Here is a 21,623-nt window from a genome sequence, read left to right as displayed (position 1 = left end):
TGCACTACGTATCGCTACGTTGTAGTGCTTCCAATTGTGCCCGTAACAAATCTAACTCCGCCTGCAATCTGCGCTGCTCGCGCATGCTCTCATCTAGCGTAGGCAGTAAGGTCGTAAGCAACGCCTGGTTGAATCGCTCCTGATCAGCGATCACCGGGTCAAGATAGGGCTCTTTTAGATGCGACGTTAATTGACGGCGTACCCAAGCGACCGCCGGGCCAACAACGGGCAAGTTTGAGCATACATGGTAGTCTGGTCGTGCGACTCGTGCCTCGCTGTGTAGCGTAGTCTGTTGTGGCGAGCCAAGCATTGAGGGCAATGAAACGATGCTGCGTGTAACGAGGTCAAGCAGCACGTCGGCGAAGCGTTGTTCGGTAAACGCCAAGGCCCGTGCAACCCCGCGTTGAGCCAAGCGGCTATAGCATGAGCGCGGGCGGCTAAAGATTGCTAACTGTGCCTCAAGTTTATTGAGCAATGGGCCCCAACTGTAGGTCGCTTGTACATACTCACGACCACAAACCCCCAGCATGTCTGCATGTTCGGGCTGAGTCAAGAGTGTATCCACAGCAGTGCGGAACTCTTCATAACTACCAAGCGCATACCCACCGCCACTCTGGATTACATGGTGGCTCGTTACGGCACTGCCAGTATGCACAAGTACTGGTCGCTCCTGCAACCAACTCTCCATCAACACGAGTGAAAAGCTCTCGTTGCACGAGAGTTGGCACAACGCAAGGCATGCGGCATAGGCATCCACCAGGGTCTGGTGTTCCACCATACCTAGCGCCACCACATCGGGATGGGCTGGCAGTTGCACATCACCATGCCCAGTAAGGGCCAGTTTCAATGGGCCGGGACGTTCCGCTTTATAGCGCGTGAAGTACTCTAGCAGCAGAGGAACATTTTTGGCCTGTTCCAAACGCCCACTATAGAGTAGGAAAGGTTCATTCAAGGTATATTGGGTACGAAAACGCTCCACATCACCTATGGGCGGATCATCAGGAAAGCCAAAACCTAGCGCCACATGGTAGGGATTTTGCACACCCAGACACGCTCTTGCAAAAACTCCCTCAGGTTCAGCATTAAAGAAGATCGCCGCACTACGCTCAAGCATTTCACGGAACAAGACCAAACGCGCACTTGGCTCATCGTGCAAGCAAGGAACAATGAACGCTTTTTCTGTTAGGTTTTGCGCTGGCCAATAGGTTGTGCCAAAGAGATAGGGAGCATAAATAAAACAGGCAAATTCGTCAGCGTGATCAGCAATATACTGCTCCAACGCGCTACTACGCAGGTTATTGACCATAAAGCGCTGCTCATCGGCATAGCTCAGGCGTTCACCACGATTAGCCTGCTGCATGAGTTGGTGAAAGAGCCCTACGTCAACGCGATCAGGACTGAAACGGCGTACCTGCACACCATTTAATAATTCTTCACCGGGTGGCACATGATCTTGCCAAGCCCCCATATCGAGTACGGTTGTACTCAATGCCTCCACCTGATAGCCCCGCGCCGCCAACTGCTCGGCCCAATGGCGCAGCCCGGTTTCGGCACCACCCAAGACCTGTTCGCCATAGCGGGGTGTCACCACGGCGATCTTGCGCTCACGCAACGCCGTAAGCTCTGCCGCAGTAGCGGGTTCCAAGCGATGAACTGCCATAGGATCATGATGGTCACCCGGAGTGGGCAAGCCATCCAATAAGCGCCTCACCTGAGCCACGAGGGCAACCACATCGCCAGGTGGAAAGAGTAAACCAGATCCATCGAGGGTATGCGGGATGGCGGTGCAATCGGTCGCTACCACCGGACGGCCACGCGCCATCGCCTCAACCACCGGCATGCAAAAGCCCTCGTGGATGCTCGCAGTTACAAAGATGGTACACGCACGGTAGAGTTCCTCTAGGGTTGCACCATCTACCTGGCCCGTTAGTTGAACGTGATCAGTTATGTCTAGTTCTGCGATACGCTGCCGCAGTTCATCAGCATACGCCTTATAAGCAGGGGCTTGATCGTCGCCTACGAGCAGCAACAGTGTTGCAGGATGCTGCTGCAAAATGGCAGGCATCGCCTCAACCAGATCATGGACACGCTTGTTGCGCGCCATGCGGCCCACGTAGAGCAAAACGTGTGATCCAGCCAAGCCAAAGCGCTCGACCACTTCAGGATCGGGCGGCCCAGCATAGCCACTCGTTTGCACCACCGCATAGGGCATTAGCGTCACGCGGCTTGGTGCGATCAGCTTAGTTGCGATCAACTCATCACAGGTAAATTGGCTATGACCAATGGCATAATCGGCGTAGCGTACGAGCTCCAGATTATCGCGCCCGCGCACGAGATCAGCATAGCCCAGCCACTCCCGGCCCCACAGTTCAGGAGGTGTCACACCGTGGTAGTCAAAGATCACCACACCCCGCCGCACGTCGCGGATCACCTCAACAAGATCGTAGTAACTTGAGTAGTTGACAATCACCAGATCAGCCCGCCGCCAATGTTCAGCGGCGGCACTGCGATTGGCCGGGTCACGCAGTTGCTCAGGCGAGACCATCGCCATACTCCGGCGCACATCCGTTGGCAAGCGGCCATCCACATAGCCCGTGAGCAGGAGTACATGGTAGCCCGCTTCACGCAATGTACAGAGCTGGGCCACAATATGGCTTCCTACGGCATCCTTGGCCACCACATTACCATTGAGGATCGCCACGCGTAACGCATCAGCGGGCGCAAAGCTCACCTCAAGGCTCAGGGGGGCAACGCCACGCTGACTAAACCACGCCTGACCCTCCTCTAAGAGTTCCACTTGGAGCAGGTAGGTGCCTGGGACGGGCGGAGCCTCGACACGAACTTCCACCTGCACGCTCATACCCGTTGGCACCGGCGCAGGCAGGAGAGTACGTCCACCGTCGAGGACAACCGTTCCGCCTTGTTGGTTGAGCCAGCGATAACCCAAGCGCACCGGGTAGGGGCCGCTGGTTAGCCAAGGGGTATAGCCCGTATTTTGTACAACCAGTTCAAGAATGAGCGCATCGCCACAGCGTAGGTCAGTGGGGAGCGCATTGAGCAGTGTATAGACTGCGCCAAAGGATGGAGGTACAACAGAATTCATAGCGCACGCATCGTTGTAACAGTATCCTGGGCTTGGTGGTAGAGCGCATGAGCCAAGGCTTGACGCATGTCACACAAGAGCTTGTGGATCAGTGGGAGAGCGGTGGCATGCAAGTCGGGTTCGAGCGTACGACGAGTAGCCACAAGCTCGGCGAGGTTCGCAAGCGTCTCGTTGTAGGCCCAACGCAAGACACGCCCTTCGGCATAGCGAGCGTGTTGTTGAATGAAGCGCTGCTCTGCCTCTGCAAATGGGCCAGTCAACACTTCAAGCGGATAGCTCTTCAAGACAAAGCGTAGCCGTCCCCGATTGTAGAGCGCACTACGCGCCAGTGGGTCGGGCAGCGAGAGCGACTCGTGGTGAACGAGGGTCGCACGCGGTTCATAGCCAACGCGGTAGCCAGCCCGTCCGATGCGCCAGAGCAGGTCTGTATCCTCAAAATAGGCGGGGGCGTAGCCCGCATCAAAGAGGCCCACATGTTCGAGTACACTGCGCCGTAACGCCAAGGCGGCTCCCGTCACAAATGGCATCTCGGCTGGTTGATCGAAGCGCCCATCATCGGCTTGGTGCCAACCCACATGCTGTACTATCGCCCGTGGCTCTTCAAGGTAGACACCAGCGTGCTGAATGGTGCCATCAGGGTAGCGGATCTTGCAACCGACGGCCCCAAGTGCAGGGTTCTTATGCAGCGCATTGCCCAACGCTCCCAGCCAACCCACATCCACCAGCGTATCTTGGTTGAGCAGCAGTATAGCATCGGGCGGATCGGACTGAGCCATTAGCGCCCGCAGGCCCACATTCATGCCGCCGGAGAAGCCCAGATTGGCCTCATTACGCACCAGGGTCACAGTAGGAAAATGGTGGGCCACCCGATCAGCACTACCATCGTGGGAGGCATTATCTACTACCATAACCTGATCAGCGGCTGGCTCAAGGGCCAGAACGCGCTCAAGGCAAGCTTGTAGTGCATCCCCACCGTTCCAGGCCAAAACCAGCACCGCACACTTCATTCAACCACCTCTTGGGCTTTGATCGTAGCGGGCAAGGGGGCCGGTTCACCACGCAGCATGGCACGGATCTGCATTTCAGCTTCCTCAAGTGCGGCGAGTTGCTCAACGAAATCCTGGATTTGTTGAGCAACAAGGTGGCGTTCACGAACAACACACTCATTTAGTTCACCTATTCCTTGTGAAAGGTGATCAATGCGGAAATTCGTATGCTCGATAAGGTGACGTTCATGAACGGTTCGCTCATTTAACTCACTTAATCCTTGTAAAAGATGATCAATGCGGAAATTCGTATGCTCGATCATGCCCTGCAATTGATCATCACGTTGCTGCATCGCCTGTTGCAGATCATCAACTGTTCGCATCAAACCCAATATCCACTGGCTCGCCTGATTTGCCATCCCACCCAAATGATCAACCTGCTCGGCACTCGCGTACAGAGTGCGCAACAACGCCGCATTCTGTTCCTGTTGGCGAGCAATCAGTGGATAGATCAAGGGCCAAATGATCCGTGCTTGAATGAAGTGGCGCACACCTGCCAAACGCCCTGGCGCAGGCGGCGGCGGTGCATCGAGTCGCCAACCGGCTTCGAGGGCACTGAGCGCACTATTACGCACAGCGTGGAGCAATTGGCCCCGTTCAATGCGGGCGACGTCATCCTGGGCAGGTGCAGGATGGGGAGGATTACTCATGGTCGGTTGTCTCTCGTGATCGTCACGGGCTGGCAGCGGCAACTGGAGTAGCTGCGTTACCGTCTGCGCTAGGTGGGACCAAGCAAATTGGGGGGCTAAGGTATGCGCTGCTTGGGCCATACGGCTACGCTGCGAAGCATCAGTCAATATCTGGATCAAAGCCTCCGCAACCGCTGCTTGATCTTCAATTGGGGCTACTAGGGCAAAACCATGCTCTCGTGCCAAGTTTGCAGCCTGATCGCCATCGCTCAACAGGCCAGGCAAGCCTCCCCAGAGTTGATCAAGGATGCGTGAACGTAGCGCCGCGTAGGCGGTTTCGAGATGTTGGCGGTGCAATGATACCACAACTTTTGCATCCAGCAGGAAGTTGACGCGATCAGCATAGGACACCCATTCTTCATAAAAAAAGATCGTTTGGTCGAGCATGCCCAACGCAGCGGCGCGGGCGCGGGCGCGTTGGGGCATTTGCGGGCGGGCAGCACCCGGGTGAGGGCCAGCGAGGAAGAGCAGGCGCGCATCGGGAACATGGGCCACAACCTGGGGCATCGCTTCGATCAGTGTCAAGGGGTCCATCCAATCCCAGAGGCCACCGTTCCAGAGAATGATCGGCGCAGTGGGGCCAATGGCAGGGATGCGTTGGCGCGGGCCAGCACCAGTGCGCTGCGCTGGTTCGGCGGGAAGGCCAAAGGGTAGCACATCAATCAAGCCGCGCAACAGCGGATCATTCGCAACCCGTGCGGCATCTACGCGCCCACTGGCCAGAAGCGCCCCCAGGTAGAGATCGCGCTGCCGTTCGGTCGCACAGAGAAAGTGGTCACCAGCGGCAAGTTGGCGCTGAAAGAGCGCGAGATCGTGGCGTAGCCGCTCATCGCGTTGCACTTGGGGCGCCTCGCGCAGCAACTCGATATTCTCCAGCATAGTAGGATCGTAGAGATCAATGATGCGTCGCGCTGAAGCTTGGGCCAACTCGGGGTGCGCTTCAAGCACGTAGGCATTGGCAAGGATCGCATCGGTCTGTTGGAGCCACGGGGCCAACGTAGCAGCTTGGCCCCATTGATACGTCCCGGTTGCGACCTTGGGTGCCGTCAGATCAATTTTGTGCGGTGCAACCAGCGTTACGTCAAGTTCAGACGCCAACGCACGGGCCAGTTCCCAGTAGCGAATACCCGGGCCAGCCATGCGCGTTCCAATGGTATCGTGACTGATGATGAGGAGGCGCATTATGTACTTCCTTTCAAACCAGATGGTGCAAGGCCGCTACCATTAGGGGAAGCAGAAATTGTTACGTATCCCAGCAGCCTGTCATGCTGAATAGTCCATGGGCGGGCATCGTAGTGCCGACTTTAGTCGGCTGAGGTCTTTGCCAGCGATGGGAAGCCGACTAAAGTCGGCACTACGACGGTAAAGCTGAAAGCGCGTCTCTAAAACCATCCCTTAGCGCGAAGAAGCTCTGGGCCGCGCCGCTTAGCTTCGACAGGCTCAGCCAGCGGCGCGGTATTGGCCCACAAGCTCAACTCCTCTTCGCTCCACGCAAGGCGTTGAGCATACGCATCAAGCGTCCGTTCTCGATGCGGCGCAGGTGGGTTTCAAGGTGGGCAATATGCTCATTTTTAGTGGCAAGCGTGGTCTCTAGTTCACGAATATAGGCGTGTTGCCGATCTTCAGCCGGAGCAGCATAGCTAGAACTCGTTCGCCGTGGGGCGTCACAGAAGGCCAGCAGCGGTTGGGCCACATGCTCCCATGTATATTGGTGGGCTACGTGATCAAGTGCTGCTGCCATTGCGCCACGCTGTTCAGCATGTTGGTAGAGCGTGCGAATGGCGTGCATCCAGCCCGCTAGGTCGCCCGGCGCGATGCTCAACCCGCCTCCCAAGGCGCAAAGCTGGTCGCCTAAGCTATCGCCACTAGAGACAAGCAGCGGGCGGCGCGCCCAGAGATAGTCGAGCAGGCGGGTGCGAAAGGCGAATCGCGTCTCGATGCCGGGCAGATGGGCCGAAACGCCAATGTCAGCTTCAACCAGGTAGCTCCCCCGTTCAGCATAGGGTACCCACGTATCGAGCAGAATCACCGTCTGATCAAGAACGCCCATTTCAGCGGCAAGGGTACGTAGCGCCAATGCGTTCTGCGTCACCAGCGGCGGGCCATCGGGGTTGAGGCGCGCTCCGGCAAAGAGACAGAGGCGCAAACGGGGGCACTCCTTACGCAAGCCTGCAACGGCGCGCACAACCAATTGCGGATCAAACCAATCCCACAGGCCACCAGCCCAAATGAGCAGCAGTGCGTCAGGCGGAATAGCGGGATGACGCCCGCGCAGCACTGGAGCAGCCTGAGTTGGTGGTGCGGCAGCAATGCCACTGGGTACAAGATCGATCAGTGAGCGTAGATCAAGATCACCTTGCGCGATCCTCGCGGGCGTCAAGCGGCCCAAGAGACTCAGCGCACCGAGCCAATAGTCGCGCTGGCGTTCAGTAGCACAGAAGAAGAAATCACCACGACGCAGTTGGGCTTCCGTCAGGGCAACATAGGATGCCATATAGTGGGCCGCTACAGTGGGATCAAGCAGGGCCATGCGGTGCAAGGTCTCGATAATCTCTGGATCGTAGAGATCAATAGCAAGCGGTTGCGGTGCAGCAAGCAACTCGGGATGGCGCTGAAAGATCATCCCTTGACCAATGACAAGATCGGCATGGGCAAGCGCATCCGTCAGTGCTCCAGCTTGACCAAGCTGATAGGGTAATACCTGACATGCACAAGGAGGAGGATCGCTACCCACAGGCACCGCAATGCTGACCGTATGGTGTTGTGCCAACACCTGCGCCAATTCAAGGGCGCGAATGCCGGGGCCAGCCATCAACGGGCCAACAATATCGGTACTCACCAACAAGACATGGCTCATGTACGTGAAGCCTTCTGGCAGGGGTTCGGGGGTTGTAGGGCGGCAGTCCTACACTTCATGCGAGGAGAGCAACTTGATACGCTCCTGCATTGCGGCAGCAAACTGCTCAAAGGTGAAGCATTGCTCATAGCGGAGACGTGCGGCGCTACCGAGGCGCATGCGTAATGCTGGTTGCCGAAGGAGTAGCTCAAGCTCTGCGGCGAGTGCTACGGGGTCTTCGGATGGTACCACTAGTGCCTCCTGGCCATGCCGTACCGCCTCAGTGATGCCGCCAACATCGGTGACCAGGATAGCTTTGGCGTAGGCCATTGCCTCAAGCAGGGTAAGCGGCAACACTTCATCGCGCGACGGCAAGACAAAGATATCGGCATGGGCGAGGTAGTTCAGCGTTTCATCACGACTCAGGAGGCCCGTGAAATAGACGTTATCCCATCCAGCAAGATCGCGGCGTAGTGCGAGGTAAAACGTATGATCAAGCGGTACGCCGATAAAGTAGAGATCAAAGGTATGGCGTAATGGTGCAGGCAGGTTTTGCAACGCGGCCACGAAACAATCTTGGCCTTTACGCGGCTCGATGGTCGCCGGAACAACAATGGTGAGACGTTGCGTTGGGCTATCTAGCATGGTACGTTCAAGCTTTGGGAGCGAAACCCCATTGGGCAGTGGAGCAGGCAGTGGGCGCTGCAGACAATCGGCATAGAGTGCCGCCGTCGTTGCCGTGGGGAAGATGAGATCGTTTGCCAAATTGAGTGCTGCAGCGACAGAAACCTCTTGTTCCACCAAGGTGCGCCCCACCTGGGCTTCATGGATCCACCAAAGGCAGGGTAAACCAAGCATATGGGCAGCGTGAATCGCCCGAAAGGCAAAGATGGTGTTGCACAAGACAAGATCATAGTCGCGCATCACGAGGGCAGCACTGAGCGCATTGTTGTAGAGATCCGGCACGATGAGCAGACGGGAACCCGAGGCGGCAACAAGCGGTTCGAGCGCACCAGACTTCGCGGCCACAATGGTCACCATGTAGCCCTGTGCAACGAGGAAACGCGCCAATTCAACCAGTATCAGCGGGCCACCACTTAACGAGAGTTCATGGCTACAGAGCAGTAAGCGTGGTAACGCATCGGGCATCTGCGGGCGGCGTGGCGGTAGATTGGCGAGGCGTTGGGCAAACATTTGCATGTGTTCTGGCGTCGGCTGATAGATCAGATTAAAGTTGGCCATAATCTGTGCCATACGGATCGGCCAGGTCTCGCCTTGTGGCTCGGCCACGGCGGGCAAACATTCAATCGGGGAGAGATTGGGGCTATAGTAGGGATCGCCAGTAGCAATGCGGGGCAGTAGCTCAAACGTAGCCCGTAAGACATCAACAGCAGGTACCTGCAAGCCCCGTGAAGCTCCTTCGTGATGCAGTAGCGTGGTATGAGGAGTATAGACCACACGCAGCCCTTGGTCATGAACGGCGAGGCTAAAGGTAATGTCGCTGTAGCCTACACGGTAGCGTTGATCAAAACCACCAACGGCAGTAAAGACCTCACGCCGGGTAAGCATACAAGCCCCCGTGAGCGCCAACAGATTGCGGTACCACTCGGATGAACCAAAAGGGCCGTAGAGGGGCGTCACCGCACCATCAAAGAGCGAACTCGCGTGGCCAGCGAGTCCGAGACTCATCCCAGCGTGTTGGGTTGTCCCATTGGGGCGCACCAAGCGGCACCCTACCAACCCCACCTCGGGGCGTTCAGCCCAGCCAACCAACTCCTCCAGCCAAGTACTATCGCGCACTTCGGTATCATTATTCAAGAAGAGCAGGAGATCACCATGTGCATGCGCTGCACCAAGGTTATTGGCCCGCGACCAATTAAAGGATTCTTGAAAAGCCACGATGCGGATATGTTCATGCGCTTGCAGTTCAGCATAATAGGCAAGAGTACGTGGATCCGTTGAGGCATTATCAATGATGATAATCTCATAGGCAGGGTAGCTCGTATGGTGCAAAATCGAACTGATACAAGCACGCAGCAGCGCAGGCTGATCACGGTTGGGAATGATGATCGAGACAAGCCGCCCATAGGTTGGCCATACGATCCGCAGATCGCTTGGTGAACGGCGCTGCAGCGTGGCATCAGCAACCCCCAAGCGTTGCAGATGGCTACGCAGAGCATACTCTTGGCCTGCCAGTGCCCACGGTTTCGCATTGGCATCGCGGGCCGCCGAGCCTGGCACTTGACGCCAATGGTAGAGGATGCGGGGAATATGGTAGATAGCTTGGGTCTGCTCAAGGCAACGCAACGCGAGATCCCAATCTTGGGCCCCCTCAGCCTGTTGCACAAAGCCCCCGACCCGATCAACCAAGGTGCGACGGAAGGTAGCGTGCATCAGATAATTGGTCGAGAGCATCAGATCGGGCGAACAGCGCGCAGGCTTAAACCAAGGACTATGGCGCAGGGCACCATCCTCACTCAGTTTATCCTCATCATAATAGATAACGTCGGCAGCAGGATGGGCATTGATCGTCTGTACAACCTGGAAGAGCGACTCAGGGGCGAGGGTGTCGTCATGATCGAGGAGCAGCACAAACTCGCCAGTGGCTTGTTCAAGGGCAGCGTTTGAATTCGCACTAATGCCAGCATTGTGGCTCAGGGTACGGAGTTTGATGCGACGATCTGCGGTCGCATAGCGATGCAACAACTGGGTAATTGTCGGGTCGGTCGAAGCATCGGCGACACACCACTCCCAATGTTCATAGGTTTGCGCCTGGATCGATGCAACGAGCGCTTCCAGCGCAGCAACCGGCGGATTGTAAACGGGGGTCAGCAGAGTGAGCAGTGGGCGTAGAGGAAACTGTTGTATCATGGAGCGCTGCGTTTGCAGCGTGGCCGCAGCGGGTTCATGGGCAGCGATCCAGCGTGCATAGCGCGCCGCAGGATCTTGATCAAGTAGAGGTTGCTCTTCAGGCGGTGGTGGTGGTGTTACTGGTGGCAAGATGGGGCCACGGCGCAGCAGCCGACGCATGAAGGTCATCACACGGCCCTGTTCAAAGCTACGGATCACCCCTTCAAGCCATGTAATATGCTGATCACGTCGCGCCAACTCCGCCTCAAGGTGGTGCGTATACGCATAGGAATCGTGCAACCGCCCACTGAGTGGTGCATCTACCTGACGATCGAACTGGGTCGCACGGCGGAGCAGATCACGCTGTTGTTGTGCAATGGCGAATGCATGTTCAAGTTGCAGCACACGGTGTTGCAGGTCAGCCACATCGTCATCTTTGCCGCGTAGTTGCTCCAGCAACTGAGCGTGTTGGCGCTCGAGTTCATCGATGTGAGCAGCGTCATCAACATCACGTTCATGGCGTGACAATTGACGCTCTACATATGCACATTGTTGCTCAAGCTCACGAATGTGTGTACGCTGCTCATTGTTTAAGGTACGGAGATCACGAGCCTCTTTCAGCCGTTCCTTTAGACTTCGTTCGTAATCACGCACAATCCGAGCGCATGGCTCACTGCGACGACGAAAACGAACAGCCCAAGGAGTTATGAAAGAGGCATCAAAATCGACATCCCGAAAAAACCCATGCTGTGCAAAAATCTCGGCCCAATATTCAGGTGGATTAACATTAAAATGGGTTGTTTCTTGGTAATCATCGGGCGATGACGAGAAGAGAATATCAGCGCTATGGGCACAGAAATTGGCAACGGCCCGCTCGGCCTCAGCGCGGGGCATATGCTCAAGTACCTCAATACAGACAATGAGATCGTAGTGCCGAGCAAAAGGTTCTGCCACTGATCCAACCCGGACAAAGGGGCGAACCTGCTCATGCACCTGACTAATCGCATAGGTTGAGATGTCTACCCCTTCAGCATCAACCCCACGTCCACGCAGTTGTTCAACCAGTAAGCCGATTGCACAGCCCGCATCAAGCACACTCGTAGGGGCAATCTTGGTGACAATACCAGTAGCGACTGTATTGAACAGCGCCATCCACGCTTCGTTGCGTGCGTAGGGTATTGCTCCACAGCCAGTCGCATAGTAGTGGGCATCAAAGAGTTCGTTGGTGTTTGTATCACTCATATCTGTGTTGCCAATGCCACGTACCCGCAATGAGAACCATACCGTAACACGAGCTATCAGCATTCTGCACTACCAGCGGATAGAGCCGATCGTGGATATCGTAGGTATGGAGTTGACTAGTGTCTACCACCGCGACACTAACGAGAAAACGGCCAGTGTTGAGTGTGAGCGACGGAATCCGGTAATCCACATAGCCCTCTGTCTCTACACGGTCAATCGTAAAACCATCAAAGCCGCTATTCGGCCCAGTGAGCCATGCATTACTCTCATGATAAATGCCAATCCCAAAGACCGGCTCTTCCACAGGTTTTGCGGCAACGTAGTGCATGCGGATCGTTAATGGTTGACCAGATTGAAACACCACCTGCTCTGCCCCATCCCCATCCAACAACTCCACGCGCACAATCTCGACCTCGCGTGTGCCGCGCCGGAAGGGGTTTTGCGCTTCCTCTTCCTGTGCTTCGGTTGCTTCCGCTTCTGGCGTTTGCTCTGCTGCTTTCCGCCGCTCCGCCTCTAAGCGCTCATGCTCCTTGCGATTCACTTCAGCCAGGTAGGCGTCAATCACCTGGCCCGATGGCCCCTCAGCCCGTTGCTCACCATGATCGAGCCAGACCGCCACGTCGCAGAGCGCCCGCACCACTTCGAGCGCGTGCGAGACGAAGATGATCGTCTTGCCCGCCCTGCGGAAGCTGTAGATGCGCTCCATGCATTTGCGCTGGAAGGCTTCGTCGCCGACGGCCAGCACCTCATCGGTAATCAGGATGTCGGGATCAACCGCAGTGGCCACGGCGAAGGCCAGACGTGTATACATGCCTGAGGAGTAGTGTTTGATCTCAGTATCAATGAAGGCCCCGATGTCGGCAAAGTCTACAATGCCCTCCATGCGCCGATCCATGTCGCGCTTGCCCAGGCCCATCAGCGAACCGTAGAGATAGACGTTTTCGCGTCCGCTCAGTTCGGGGTGGAAGCCGCTACCTAGTTCCAAGAGCGCGGCGATGCGCCCTTTCGTAGAGACCGTGCCGCTGGTTGGCTCAAGGATACGGGTGAGCAGCTTGAGCGCGGTACTCTTCCCGGCCCCGTTATGCCCTACGAGCCCTAGGCTCTGACCGGGCTTGATGCTGAAACTGACGTCACGCAGCGCCCAGAACTCCTCACCGGGCGGGCGACGCTGCACCAGGCCAATCACGCGCTCTTGGATGGTCTTGCGCTGCTCTTGGTGCAGGATGAAGCGTTTGGAGACGTTGTTGAATTGGATGACTGGCATTGTTTGGATACTGGATATTGGATACTGGATACTGGATATTGGATATTGAGCGTATCTTTTGGGCGTCTGGAGCGGTATATATAGTAGGGTGGGTTTCATTCCGCTCTACACATCGGACGCATCCAGATCATTCTGGCGTACCTGCCAATACCCAGTAAGGAGCATACCACATGTCTAAAATTTCCTCACATCGCGACCTGCATGTCTGGCAAAAGGGCATAGACTTAGTAGAACAAATATACCGCATTACTGATAAATTTCCGCCCAAAGAAGCGTACCGCCTGACCTCACAAATTACGCGCGCAGCTATCTCAGTACCTGCAAACATTGCCGAAGGCCATGGTCGCTCAATGACTGGTGACTATGCTCGTTTTCTTTCCATTGCTAAAGGATCTCTAATGGAGACAGAAACTCTGTTGATGATTAGTGTTAGACTTGGTTATATTAAAGAAGCAGAAGAAACTCATATCTTTCAGATTATTACTGATATGAGTAAGATGTTGACATCATTGCGGAATAAACTTCTGAGTAAATAGGAGACTGGAGACTGGAGATTGGAGACTGGATATACAAAGTCTCCAGTCTCCGGTCTCCAATCTCCAATCTCCAATCTCCAATCTCCAGTCTCCAATCTCCAATCTCCAATCTCCAGTCTCCAGTCTCCAGTCTCCAGTCTCCAATCTCCAGTCTCCAATCTCCAGTCTCCAATCTCCAATCTCCAATCTCCAGTCTCCAATCTCCAATCTCCAATCTCCAATCTCCAGTCTCCAGTCTCCAGTCTCCTCATATCTCCTCACCAAAGCGTCGTGCGACGCGCTGGAAGACCCAGTAGCCCACTACGAGGATGATACCCGCAGTGACGCTTACGCGCAAGACGCTACCAAGTGCTGGGAGGGCCGGTGTGGGGATCATGCCGACAGGTACGGGGTTCCCGTAGATGATTTCACGGTAGAATTCGATAATTGAGGCCATCGGGTTGAGCCAGCGAATCAATCTCAGCATAATCCCATCACCTAACACGCTTAATGGGTAGATGACTGGCGTTAAGAAGAACCACATGTTAATGATGATGCCAATGAGATGAACCATGTCGCGGAAGAAGACGGCCCCCGCGCCTAATAGCAGCGCGAAGCCGCTGAGCATGACCATTTGGATGATCATGATCACTGGGATGTAGGCAACTGTCCAGCTTAGATTCAGCCGCCCAATGGTTGTGAGTTGCACAAAGGCAATGACGAGGAACATCATGGGCAGCGAGAGGATAAAGTTGACGAGGCTTGAGCCCACGGTGACTAAGGGTAGCACTTCGCGTGGGAAGTAGACCTTTTTGATTAGTGCGGCGTTGTCAATGATGCTGCGGGTGCCACCTATGATCGCTTCGGCGGTGAAGTTCCAGGGTAGCAGCGCCACAATGATGAAGACCGGGAACATGGCTAAGCCGCTAGGTAGCAAGAGGCTAAAAACGGTCACATAGACCAACATCATGCCCAGCGGTGCCAGTTGGGTCCAGAGGTAGCCGAGGGCGCTGCCCTTGTAGCGCGTGCGGAGGTCGCGCAGGATGAGGTTGCGGATGAGTTCGCGGTAGGCCCAGATTTCACCCATTTTGCCGGTGATGCCCGCACTGCGATCGAGGGCGATCCCACCGATGCCAAAGGCAAGTCCGAAGGCGGTGGCGAGGGCGATCAGTTGGGGCACGTAGCGTGGTTCGGGGGCGCTGGGCAGGCTGGCGCTGAGTCGTTGGGCCGCACTGGGCTGATCGGGGGCGAAGGCGACGTTGTAGTTGCTGATCAGGTAACGCAGGGCGCTTTCGAGCGTACGCAAACGCACAATTTCGCGGTCACGCTCGGCGAGCTCGGCGGCGGCTTGGGGTTGCTGGGCGGCACAACCGGCGAGCGCCTCTTCGCGTGGCGCGGTGGTGCTGAGCGCCGCCGTACCGCAGAGGGCGTCGAGGGTCGCGTTGCGCGTATTGATCGCAAAGCGCCACAGGTCGTAGCGCGCCTCAAGCGCCCGTGCTAGGTCATTTAGCTCTTCGGCGGGCAGGTCGGCAAGGCGGCGTGCTTCGGCGAAGGGTTCAGGCTGGCGCGACATGGGGAAGGCTTGGGTACGTAAGATCTCGCGCAACAGAACGGCAAATGGATCGGGGGCGGCCATGCCCTCGGCCTGCATCGCCTGCCATAGTTCCCAACCGAGCATGTTACGCAGAATCTCGCGCCCACCCGCAGCACGCACCTGGCGCACCAGTTCTTCGGCGGCAGCATTGGCCAGTTGTTGTGCTTCAGTTGGCGTAGCACCAACCCCACGCACCACCACGCTACCGGGCGTCTCGGCAACAAGAAAATCCACGCGGTAATCGGGGCCACCAAAACGCACCTCGCCGCGTGCCAGTGCCGCTTGACGCAACGCTTCATTAGCATCATGCAGCGCAATCGCGAGGGCCGTCAGATTAGGGGCTACCGGCTCATAGATCGCGCCATAACGCTCTAGCTCAAAGCGTGTCTCGGCGGCGGCGTAGTAGATCACCGGCTGCGCCAAAATGCGCGGCGTCGCGACGAGCAGCGCCCCGCTGATGCAGAAGAGTAACCAGAGCCAGTGGTAGAGCCGTAGGCCGAAAAGATGAATGTTGAATTGAGCAAGGATGCGTTGGAAGAGGGGGGAGCCCTGCTCGGTAGTGCTAGTCATGGGATGTGTTTACACTTTGCGCGAACGCCACAGGGTTGTGTTGGGTGTCGTAGGTACTCATATGTTCTATTTTACACGGCTTCGGGTGAGCTGTCAACTTTTTTTCTTTCGTGGTGGCGGCAAAGCCGCCACCACGAAAGAACGTTCTTCGGAAGAGGCGCACCTCACCCCACACTCTGTAGCCACGCTGTGATTTCGCCTAGCGGGGCGACCCAGAGGCGCTCGTCGTTGGCAACGTGAGTGACGATGCGTTGCCATGTGGCCATCTGTTCGGCTGAAACGACCTCTTCGGTGTGGGCCCAAAGGTCTATGATACCACCAACTGCTATGATTTGTTCCAACTGTTCAAGCGCCAACTCCTCGTGACGGGGGATGAGGTAGAAGTCGGGGTAGGCCAGGATGCGCCCTTCCCGTCCGGGCAACCAGCGACAGCATGGGTCAAGCACAAGGCCGTTGGCAGCGTGCTCCCACAGACTATACTGGGTCTGGTTACTCATGCGTGTTACGCTGGTAATCCCCGCCTGTTCCAACAGTGTCCATGTGTTGTCGCTCATGCCGGCACTGCTGCTCCAAGGGAAGGCAATGGAGGTGGCTGGGGCGACGCCCCGTTCGGCAGCGACGCTGTTCCATGTCTCTAGGTCTTGCTGCCATGTGGTGAGGTCGGCCAAGCCGCCGTGCATATGGCTAAAGGTGTGGCTCTGAATCTCGTGGCCGTCGGCGAGCAGGGGTGCCACCAAGTCGCCAAAGTACCACTCCGGGTGGCTCTCGACGGTGCCAAAGGGATCATCGGCAAACCAGGGGGTGGTGGCCCAACGCTCAGAGAGCCAGCCATGCTCTGGGGTTGCCCAGGTAAACGTGGGATCACCCATGAAGCGGCGGCGTTCGCGGTTGCCCATGAGGAAGTTGTAGCCAGTAGCGTAGTAGGTGGCACGCACGCCATGAGGCGCAAAAATGGCACGGGTAGTTGCGACGCCCTCGCGCATGCGTTGAGCACGCACGAGGTAGTCCTCGTCCACATTGGGATCGCCAACCGAGCGGGAATGAACCAACCCGCCCATGGCGGTCTCCCAGTCGAAGGTGAAGGCCACGGCGGCCCGTTTGCCTGCGGGCCAGCGCGGTGCAGTGTAGGTTGGTGGGGGCGTTGGTTCAGCGCTACAGCCCGTGAGGGCGATGCTGGTGGCAAAGGTTAAGCTGAGGAACTGCCGCCGGGAGAGAGAGAGAGAGTTCATAGAGGGGAGAGAAGAGCGGAGAGGAGAGGACACTGAGGATTGAACCACAGAGGCACAGAGAACACAGAGGTAGGAGGTTTTTTGGATAGCGGTATTTTGGATGAAGATGCTCGCTCCAACAGCATCTCTGTGCCCTCGGTGCCTCTGTGGTTCAATTCTCTGTATCTCGCTATCCCTCGGGTTGAACCACAGAGGCACAGAGAACACAGAGGTAGGAGGTTTTTTGGATAGCGGTTTTTTGGATGAGGGTGCTCGCTCCAACAGCATCTCTGTGCCCTCGGTGCCTCTGTGGTTCAATTCTCTGTATCTCGCTATCCCTCGGGTTGAACCACAGAGGCACAGAGAACACAGAGGTAGGAGGTTTTTTGGATAGCGGTATTTTGGATGAGGATGCTCGCTCCAACAGCATCTCTGTGCCCTCGGTGCCTCTGTGGTTCAATTCTCTGTATCTCGCTATACCTCTTAGCCTGGACAAACGCCTAGCTCATGGATCACCGGCCAGAGTTCTTCGGCGGTGAGCGGGTAGGCAAAGAGGTAGCCTTGGGCTTCGTCGCAGCCGAGTTCGCGTAGGAGTGCGTGCTGGGCGGGGGTTTCGACCCCTTCGGCGACGACGGTGAGGTGCAGGCTATGGGCCAGTGCAACGATGGCTTGGAGCAACGCAGAAGGCCCGGGGTCTACCTCTGGGCCGTTGCCGAGGGCGGCAACAAAGGAGCGATCAATCTTGAGGGTGTCAACCGGGAAGCGTTGCAGGTAGGCAAGCGATGAGTAGCCCGTGCCAAAATCGTCAATGGCGATGCGCACGCCCATAGCGCGAAGCTGAATGATGCGGCGGGCGCTTCCTTCGGGATCGTGCATCAGAACGCTCTCGGTGATCTCGAGATCGAGCCAACTGGGGTCAAAGCCGCTCTGCCAGAGGGCGGCTGAGACGAGTTGGATCACGTCGTCGCGTTCAAATTGGCGTGCCGAAATATTGACGGCCAGGCGCAGAGGCGGGTGGCCAACCAGCCGCCATGCCGCAGCTTGGCGACATGCCTCCTGCAAGACCCAGGCGCTGATCCGTGACATCAGGTAGCTCTCTTCGGCCACGGGGATGAATTGGCCCGGTGGTAGCAAGCCGCGTTCGGGGTGGCGCCAGCGGATGAGCGATTCGACGCCGGTGACGCACCCAGTCATCAGGCAGATCTGGGGCTGGTAGTGCAGTTCAAATTGGCGTTGGGTGATCGCCCGCCGCAGTTGGTTGCCAAGTTCAAGGCGGGCGAGGGTGGCACGGCCAAGTTCAGGCACAAACCAACTGACACCATTCCGCCCGGTGGCTTTGGCGCGGTAGAGCGCGTTATCGGCATGCTTCAGCAGTGTGGTTGCATCCATCCCATCGCTGGGGTAGAGACTGATGCCCATACTGGCACTGACGAAGAGTTCGTGTCCAGCAATAATAATTGGTTCTTCAAGCACCGCCAAGAGGCGCAGGGCGGTCTGTGCGATCTGGGCGGCGCTCGGCGCCTCTTGGAGAATCACGGCAAACTCATCGCCACCCATGCGCGCCAAGAGATCAGTAGGGTCGAGGGTCTGGCGTAGGCGATCGGCTACCTGGGCCAAAACCTCATCGCCAGCGGTGTGGCCAAGTGAATCGTTGATCTGGCTAAAATGGTCGAGATCGATCATGCAGAGCGCAAAGCTATTGGCAACCGAGCGGGCCGCCACCACCTGCTGTTCCAGCCGGTCGGTAAAGGCAAAGCGATTGGGCAGGCCGGTGACCGGATCGTAGTGAGCTTGGTAGTCGAGCAGTTGCTGTGAATGTTTGCGCTCGGTGATCAGGCGTAAGAGGGTAACCACTTGACGCGGTTTGCCATCAAGCTCGCAACTCAGCACGGTCGAACGGCTATGCACCCACTCAAGGCCGCCATCACGCCGCCAGAGGCGGTATTCAATCACATGGAGGCTATGGTGGTCGGAGGCATTGTTGAACAGCTTGCGATAGTGATCACGAACATGGATGCGATCATCACTATGGACATAGTTGATCACCTCACGGCTCAAATCTGCTTGGTGGTAGCCGCAGAACTCGTCACGATTGAAGAAGGCAATGCGCTCTTCGCGGACATCAATCACGCAGATCGCGTCGAGTGAGGCGTCTACAAGCTGGTGGAAGCGCAGTTCGCTTTCGTGCAGGGCCCGCTCCACCTGACGCTGGGCGGTCAGATCACGCCCGACGAGGTAACAGACCGCAGCCTGGGGATCGCAAGAGAGGCTCCAGGCGATCAGGCGTGCTTCGCCAGTAGCAGTCAGGCAACGCGCTTCGACATGCGCTACTTCGGGCACTTGCAGCAACCGTGTAAAGGCATCGGCCACACGGGCACGATCATCCACATGGAGCAGATCGGTGAGCAAAGAGCCGACGAGTACACTACGCTGCCAGCCCAAGCATTGTTCCCATGCATGGTTGACATCACGCAAGCGCCCACTCGCATCGGCAATTGCTAACAACTCGTTGGCAAGCGAAAAGAAGTGCATCCGGCGTAGCACAGCGTCGTCAGCGATCTGGTCAGTTGGCGCAGGTTGATCAGGATGCTCAAGCATTAAGTCGTACCGCCGTGCCGGTGAACATTGGTTCTGGGGAGGCTTTACTTTTTCCTAACACCTCCTTATTCTACCTTATAACGCAACTCTCTGCTATAGTTTTTCAGATAACGGGCGCAATACCTGTTGGATGCTCTCGCGCTGGCCTTCCAACCAGGGGGGCAGTTGTAGACGGCTGCCCAACTGATCGAGTGGTTCATCAACAGTGAAGCCTGGGCCGCGTGTGGCCAACTCGACAATATGGCCGTCGGGATCGTGGGTGTAGATGCTCTTGAAGTAGACCCGATCCATCACCGGGCTGACGCGCAGCCCGGCGGCGAGTAGCCGTTCGCGCCAAGCCAACTGGCTGGCTTCATCAGCGACGGCCAAGGCAAAATGGTGGGTCTGCCCGGCCCCCATGCGCACCCGTGGATTGGTGGCGGGCTTGCGCTCAAAGTAGGTCAGCAGTGTTCCTGGACGGCCCTCGTCGTCGCCCCAGTACCAATGGGCCGATGTGGGATCGTCAAAGTTGTTGGTCATTTTGACCCGCCGCATACCGAGTAGTTCGCCAAAGAAGGCGTGGGTGCGCTCAATATCGCTGGAGATGGCGGTGATATGGTGCATACCATGACCCAATTCCATCTCTGGGCTCAAGGCTGCTACGGGCTCTGGCCAGGTCAGACGCTCGATGGCTGCCGTATCGCGGTTGTGGGCCAACATCTGCTCCGGTGGCAGGCACAAACTGGTGCCCAGCGCCGCTGGCGCTTCGTCAACCGTCATGCCCGGGCCAGCCGTAGCAAGCTCCACAATCACCCCATCGGGGTCTTGGAAGTAGATCGAGCTAAAGTAGTGGCGCTCAAAGGGGCCATCAACCGCAATGCCGCGATCCTGGAGCCAGCGCTTCCACATCAGCAGCCCATCACGCCCGGCCACCGTCAAGGCGACATGGTGGGTGCCTCCAATGCCAGGCATGCCTTTGGGCGCTTGGGGCCACTCGAAGAAGGTGATTGCCGAGCCCAGGCTGGCCGTAGCAGCGCCAAAGTAGAGATGGTAACTACCAGGATCATCAAAGTTGACCGTCTGTTTAATCAGGCGTAAGCCCAGTGTTTTGGTGTAAAAATCTACGGTGCGTTGGGCATTGGCGGCTACCAGGGTAATGTGGTGTAGACCTAAGATTGTCAATGTGTTACCTCTTTCTTTCGTTAGAAGCTGTCTGAAAAGCCGGAGGGCACACGCTGGAGTGCCGGCTTTAGCCGGCTGAAGCCGGCACTCCAACGCCAAATCATAGACTTTTCAGACAGTCGCTTAGGTATAGGAGAACCATGTTCTCCCATGCCCTCATTGGGCGAACATGGAGCTATTCTGCTTGCGCTTCCTGCTTGACAAGCTCCAACTCAATCTCAATGTTTACCTCTTCACCCACCAGCACACCGCCGGTTTCGAGGGCCACATTCCAGGTGAGGCCCCAATCCTTACGGTTGATCGTGGTACTCGCGGTGAACCCGGCACTGGTGGTGCCCCAAGGTGCCTTGGCCTGCCCGTTGTACTCAGTCTCCAACACTACTTCGCGCGTCACCCCCCGGATCGTAAGGTCGCCAATAATCTTGCCATGGTTCGCATCAAGCACCTCAATGCGCTTACTCGTGAAACTCATGGAAGGATGGTTCGCTGTGTCAAGGAAATCGGGCGAGGTGAGATGCTCGTTGCGCTTGGCATCGCGGGTATCAATGCTGCTGGCCTCAATCTGAACATTCACCGAAGAATTGGCTGGGTTCTGCTCATCAAAGGCTACCGTTCCGCTAAACGTCTGAAAGCGCCCGCGCACCTTGGAGATCATCATGTGGCGCACGGTGAAGGCGATGCTCGAATGGGCATTATCGATAGTCCAGTTGCTCATGGTATTGGTTGCTCCTTAATCCTTGTCTTGCGGTTCACACCATGAGCATAACGCCATAGCGTGAACAGCAGCGTGAACATGGGCGTAAACATGACTATGCTATACTTACGAGAACAGGGAACAGAGAACAGGGAACAGGGAACAGAGAACAGGGAACAGGGAACAGGGAACAGAACAAAGAACAGAACAAAGAACAAAGAACAAAGAACAGAGAACAAAGAACAGGGAACAG

At 56.8% G+C, this 21,623-nt stretch carries 12 protein-coding genes; 1 reads left to right on the top strand and 11 read right to left on the bottom strand.

What is annotated here, in order from left to right:
- Positions 1-4 precede the first annotated feature (4 nt).
- The 6 genes from CJ255_RS05705 to CJ255_RS05680 all read right to left on the bottom strand — a co-directional run bounded on the left by CJ255_RS05705 (position 5) and on the right by CJ255_RS05680 (position 13,030).
- A complete protein-coding gene (locus CJ255_RS05705; protein WP_097643128.1) occupies positions 5-3,103 on the bottom strand; it encodes a glycosyltransferase in 3,099 nt (1,032 codons plus the stop codon).
- On the bottom strand, positions 3,100-4,110 hold the full coding sequence (locus tag CJ255_RS05700; protein ID WP_097643127.1) for a glycosyltransferase family 2 protein: 1,011 nt from the start codon (positions 4,108-4,110) through the stop codon (positions 3,100-3,102). The genes CJ255_RS05705 and CJ255_RS05700 overlap by 4 nt, the downstream gene beginning before the upstream one ends.
- On the bottom strand, positions 4,107-6,020 hold the full coding sequence (locus tag CJ255_RS05695) for a glycosyltransferase family protein (RefSeq protein WP_097643126.1): 1,914 nt from the start codon (positions 6,018-6,020) through the stop codon (positions 4,107-4,109). The genes CJ255_RS05700 and CJ255_RS05695 overlap by 4 nt, the downstream gene beginning before the upstream one ends.
- Positions 6,021-6,309: 289 nt before the next feature.
- A complete protein-coding gene (locus CJ255_RS05690) occupies positions 6,310-7,695 on the bottom strand; it encodes a glycosyltransferase family 4 protein (RefSeq protein ID WP_097643125.1) in 1,386 nt (461 codons plus the stop codon).
- 48 nt (positions 7,696-7,743) lie between these two features.
- Positions 7,744-11,766: a glycosyltransferase gene (locus CJ255_RS05685; protein WP_165774581.1), complete on the bottom strand. Its 4,023-nt coding sequence runs from the start codon at positions 11,764-11,766 to the stop codon at positions 7,744-7,746.
- Complete coding sequence (locus CJ255_RS05680; protein ID WP_097643123.1) at positions 11,759-13,030, bottom strand: ABC transporter ATP-binding protein; 1,272 nt, start codon at positions 13,028-13,030, stop codon at positions 11,759-11,761. The genes CJ255_RS05685 and CJ255_RS05680 overlap by 8 nt, the downstream gene beginning before the upstream one ends.
- Before the next feature lie 170 nt (positions 13,031-13,200).
- Here CJ255_RS05680 and CJ255_RS05675 point away from each other — a divergent pair, with 170 nt between their 5' ends.
- Positions 13,201-13,566: a four helix bundle protein gene (locus CJ255_RS05675; protein WP_097643122.1), complete on the top strand. Its 366-nt coding sequence runs from the start codon at positions 13,201-13,203 to the stop codon at positions 13,564-13,566.
- Between the two features lie 247 nt (positions 13,567-13,813).
- On the opposite strand, the gene CJ255_RS05665 is transcribed toward CJ255_RS05675, so the two are convergent.
- The 5 genes from CJ255_RS05665 to CJ255_RS05645 all read right to left on the bottom strand — a co-directional run bounded on the left by CJ255_RS05665 (position 13,814) and on the right by CJ255_RS05645 (position 21,391).
- Positions 13,814-15,709: an ABC transporter permease gene (locus CJ255_RS05665; protein ID WP_097643120.1), complete on the bottom strand. Its 1,896-nt coding sequence runs from the start codon at positions 15,707-15,709 to the stop codon at positions 13,814-13,816.
- Positions 15,710-15,873: 164 nt separating this feature from the next.
- The gene (locus CJ255_RS05660; protein WP_097643119.1) at positions 15,874-16,938 is read right to left on the bottom strand and encodes a polysaccharide deacetylase family protein; all 1,065 of its coding nucleotides are present in this window, start codon (positions 16,936-16,938) and stop codon (positions 15,874-15,876) included.
- A gap of 462 nt (positions 16,939-17,400) precedes the next feature.
- The gene (locus CJ255_RS05655; RefSeq protein WP_097643118.1) at positions 17,401-19,515 is read right to left on the bottom strand and encodes a putative bifunctional diguanylate cyclase/phosphodiesterase; all 2,115 of its coding nucleotides are present in this window, start codon (positions 19,513-19,515) and stop codon (positions 17,401-17,403) included.
- Positions 19,516-19,608: 93 nt separating this feature from the next.
- Complete coding sequence (locus CJ255_RS05650) at positions 19,609-20,676, bottom strand: VOC family protein (RefSeq protein ID WP_097643117.1); 1,068 nt, start codon at positions 20,674-20,676, stop codon at positions 19,609-19,611.
- A gap of 175 nt (positions 20,677-20,851) precedes the next feature.
- Complete coding sequence (locus tag CJ255_RS05645; protein ID WP_097643116.1) at positions 20,852-21,391, bottom strand: YceI family protein; 540 nt, start codon at positions 21,389-21,391, stop codon at positions 20,852-20,854.
- Positions 21,392-21,623 lie beyond the last annotated feature (232 nt).

Source organism: Candidatus Viridilinea mediisalina (genome assembly GCF_002532535.1).
In the GTDB taxonomy this organism is placed as follows: Bacteria; Chloroflexota; Chloroflexia; order Chloroflexales; family Chloroflexaceae; genus Viridilinea; species Viridilinea mediisalina.
Note: the sequence above shows the minus strand (reverse complement) of the source record. Positions and strands in the feature narration are given on the sequence as shown.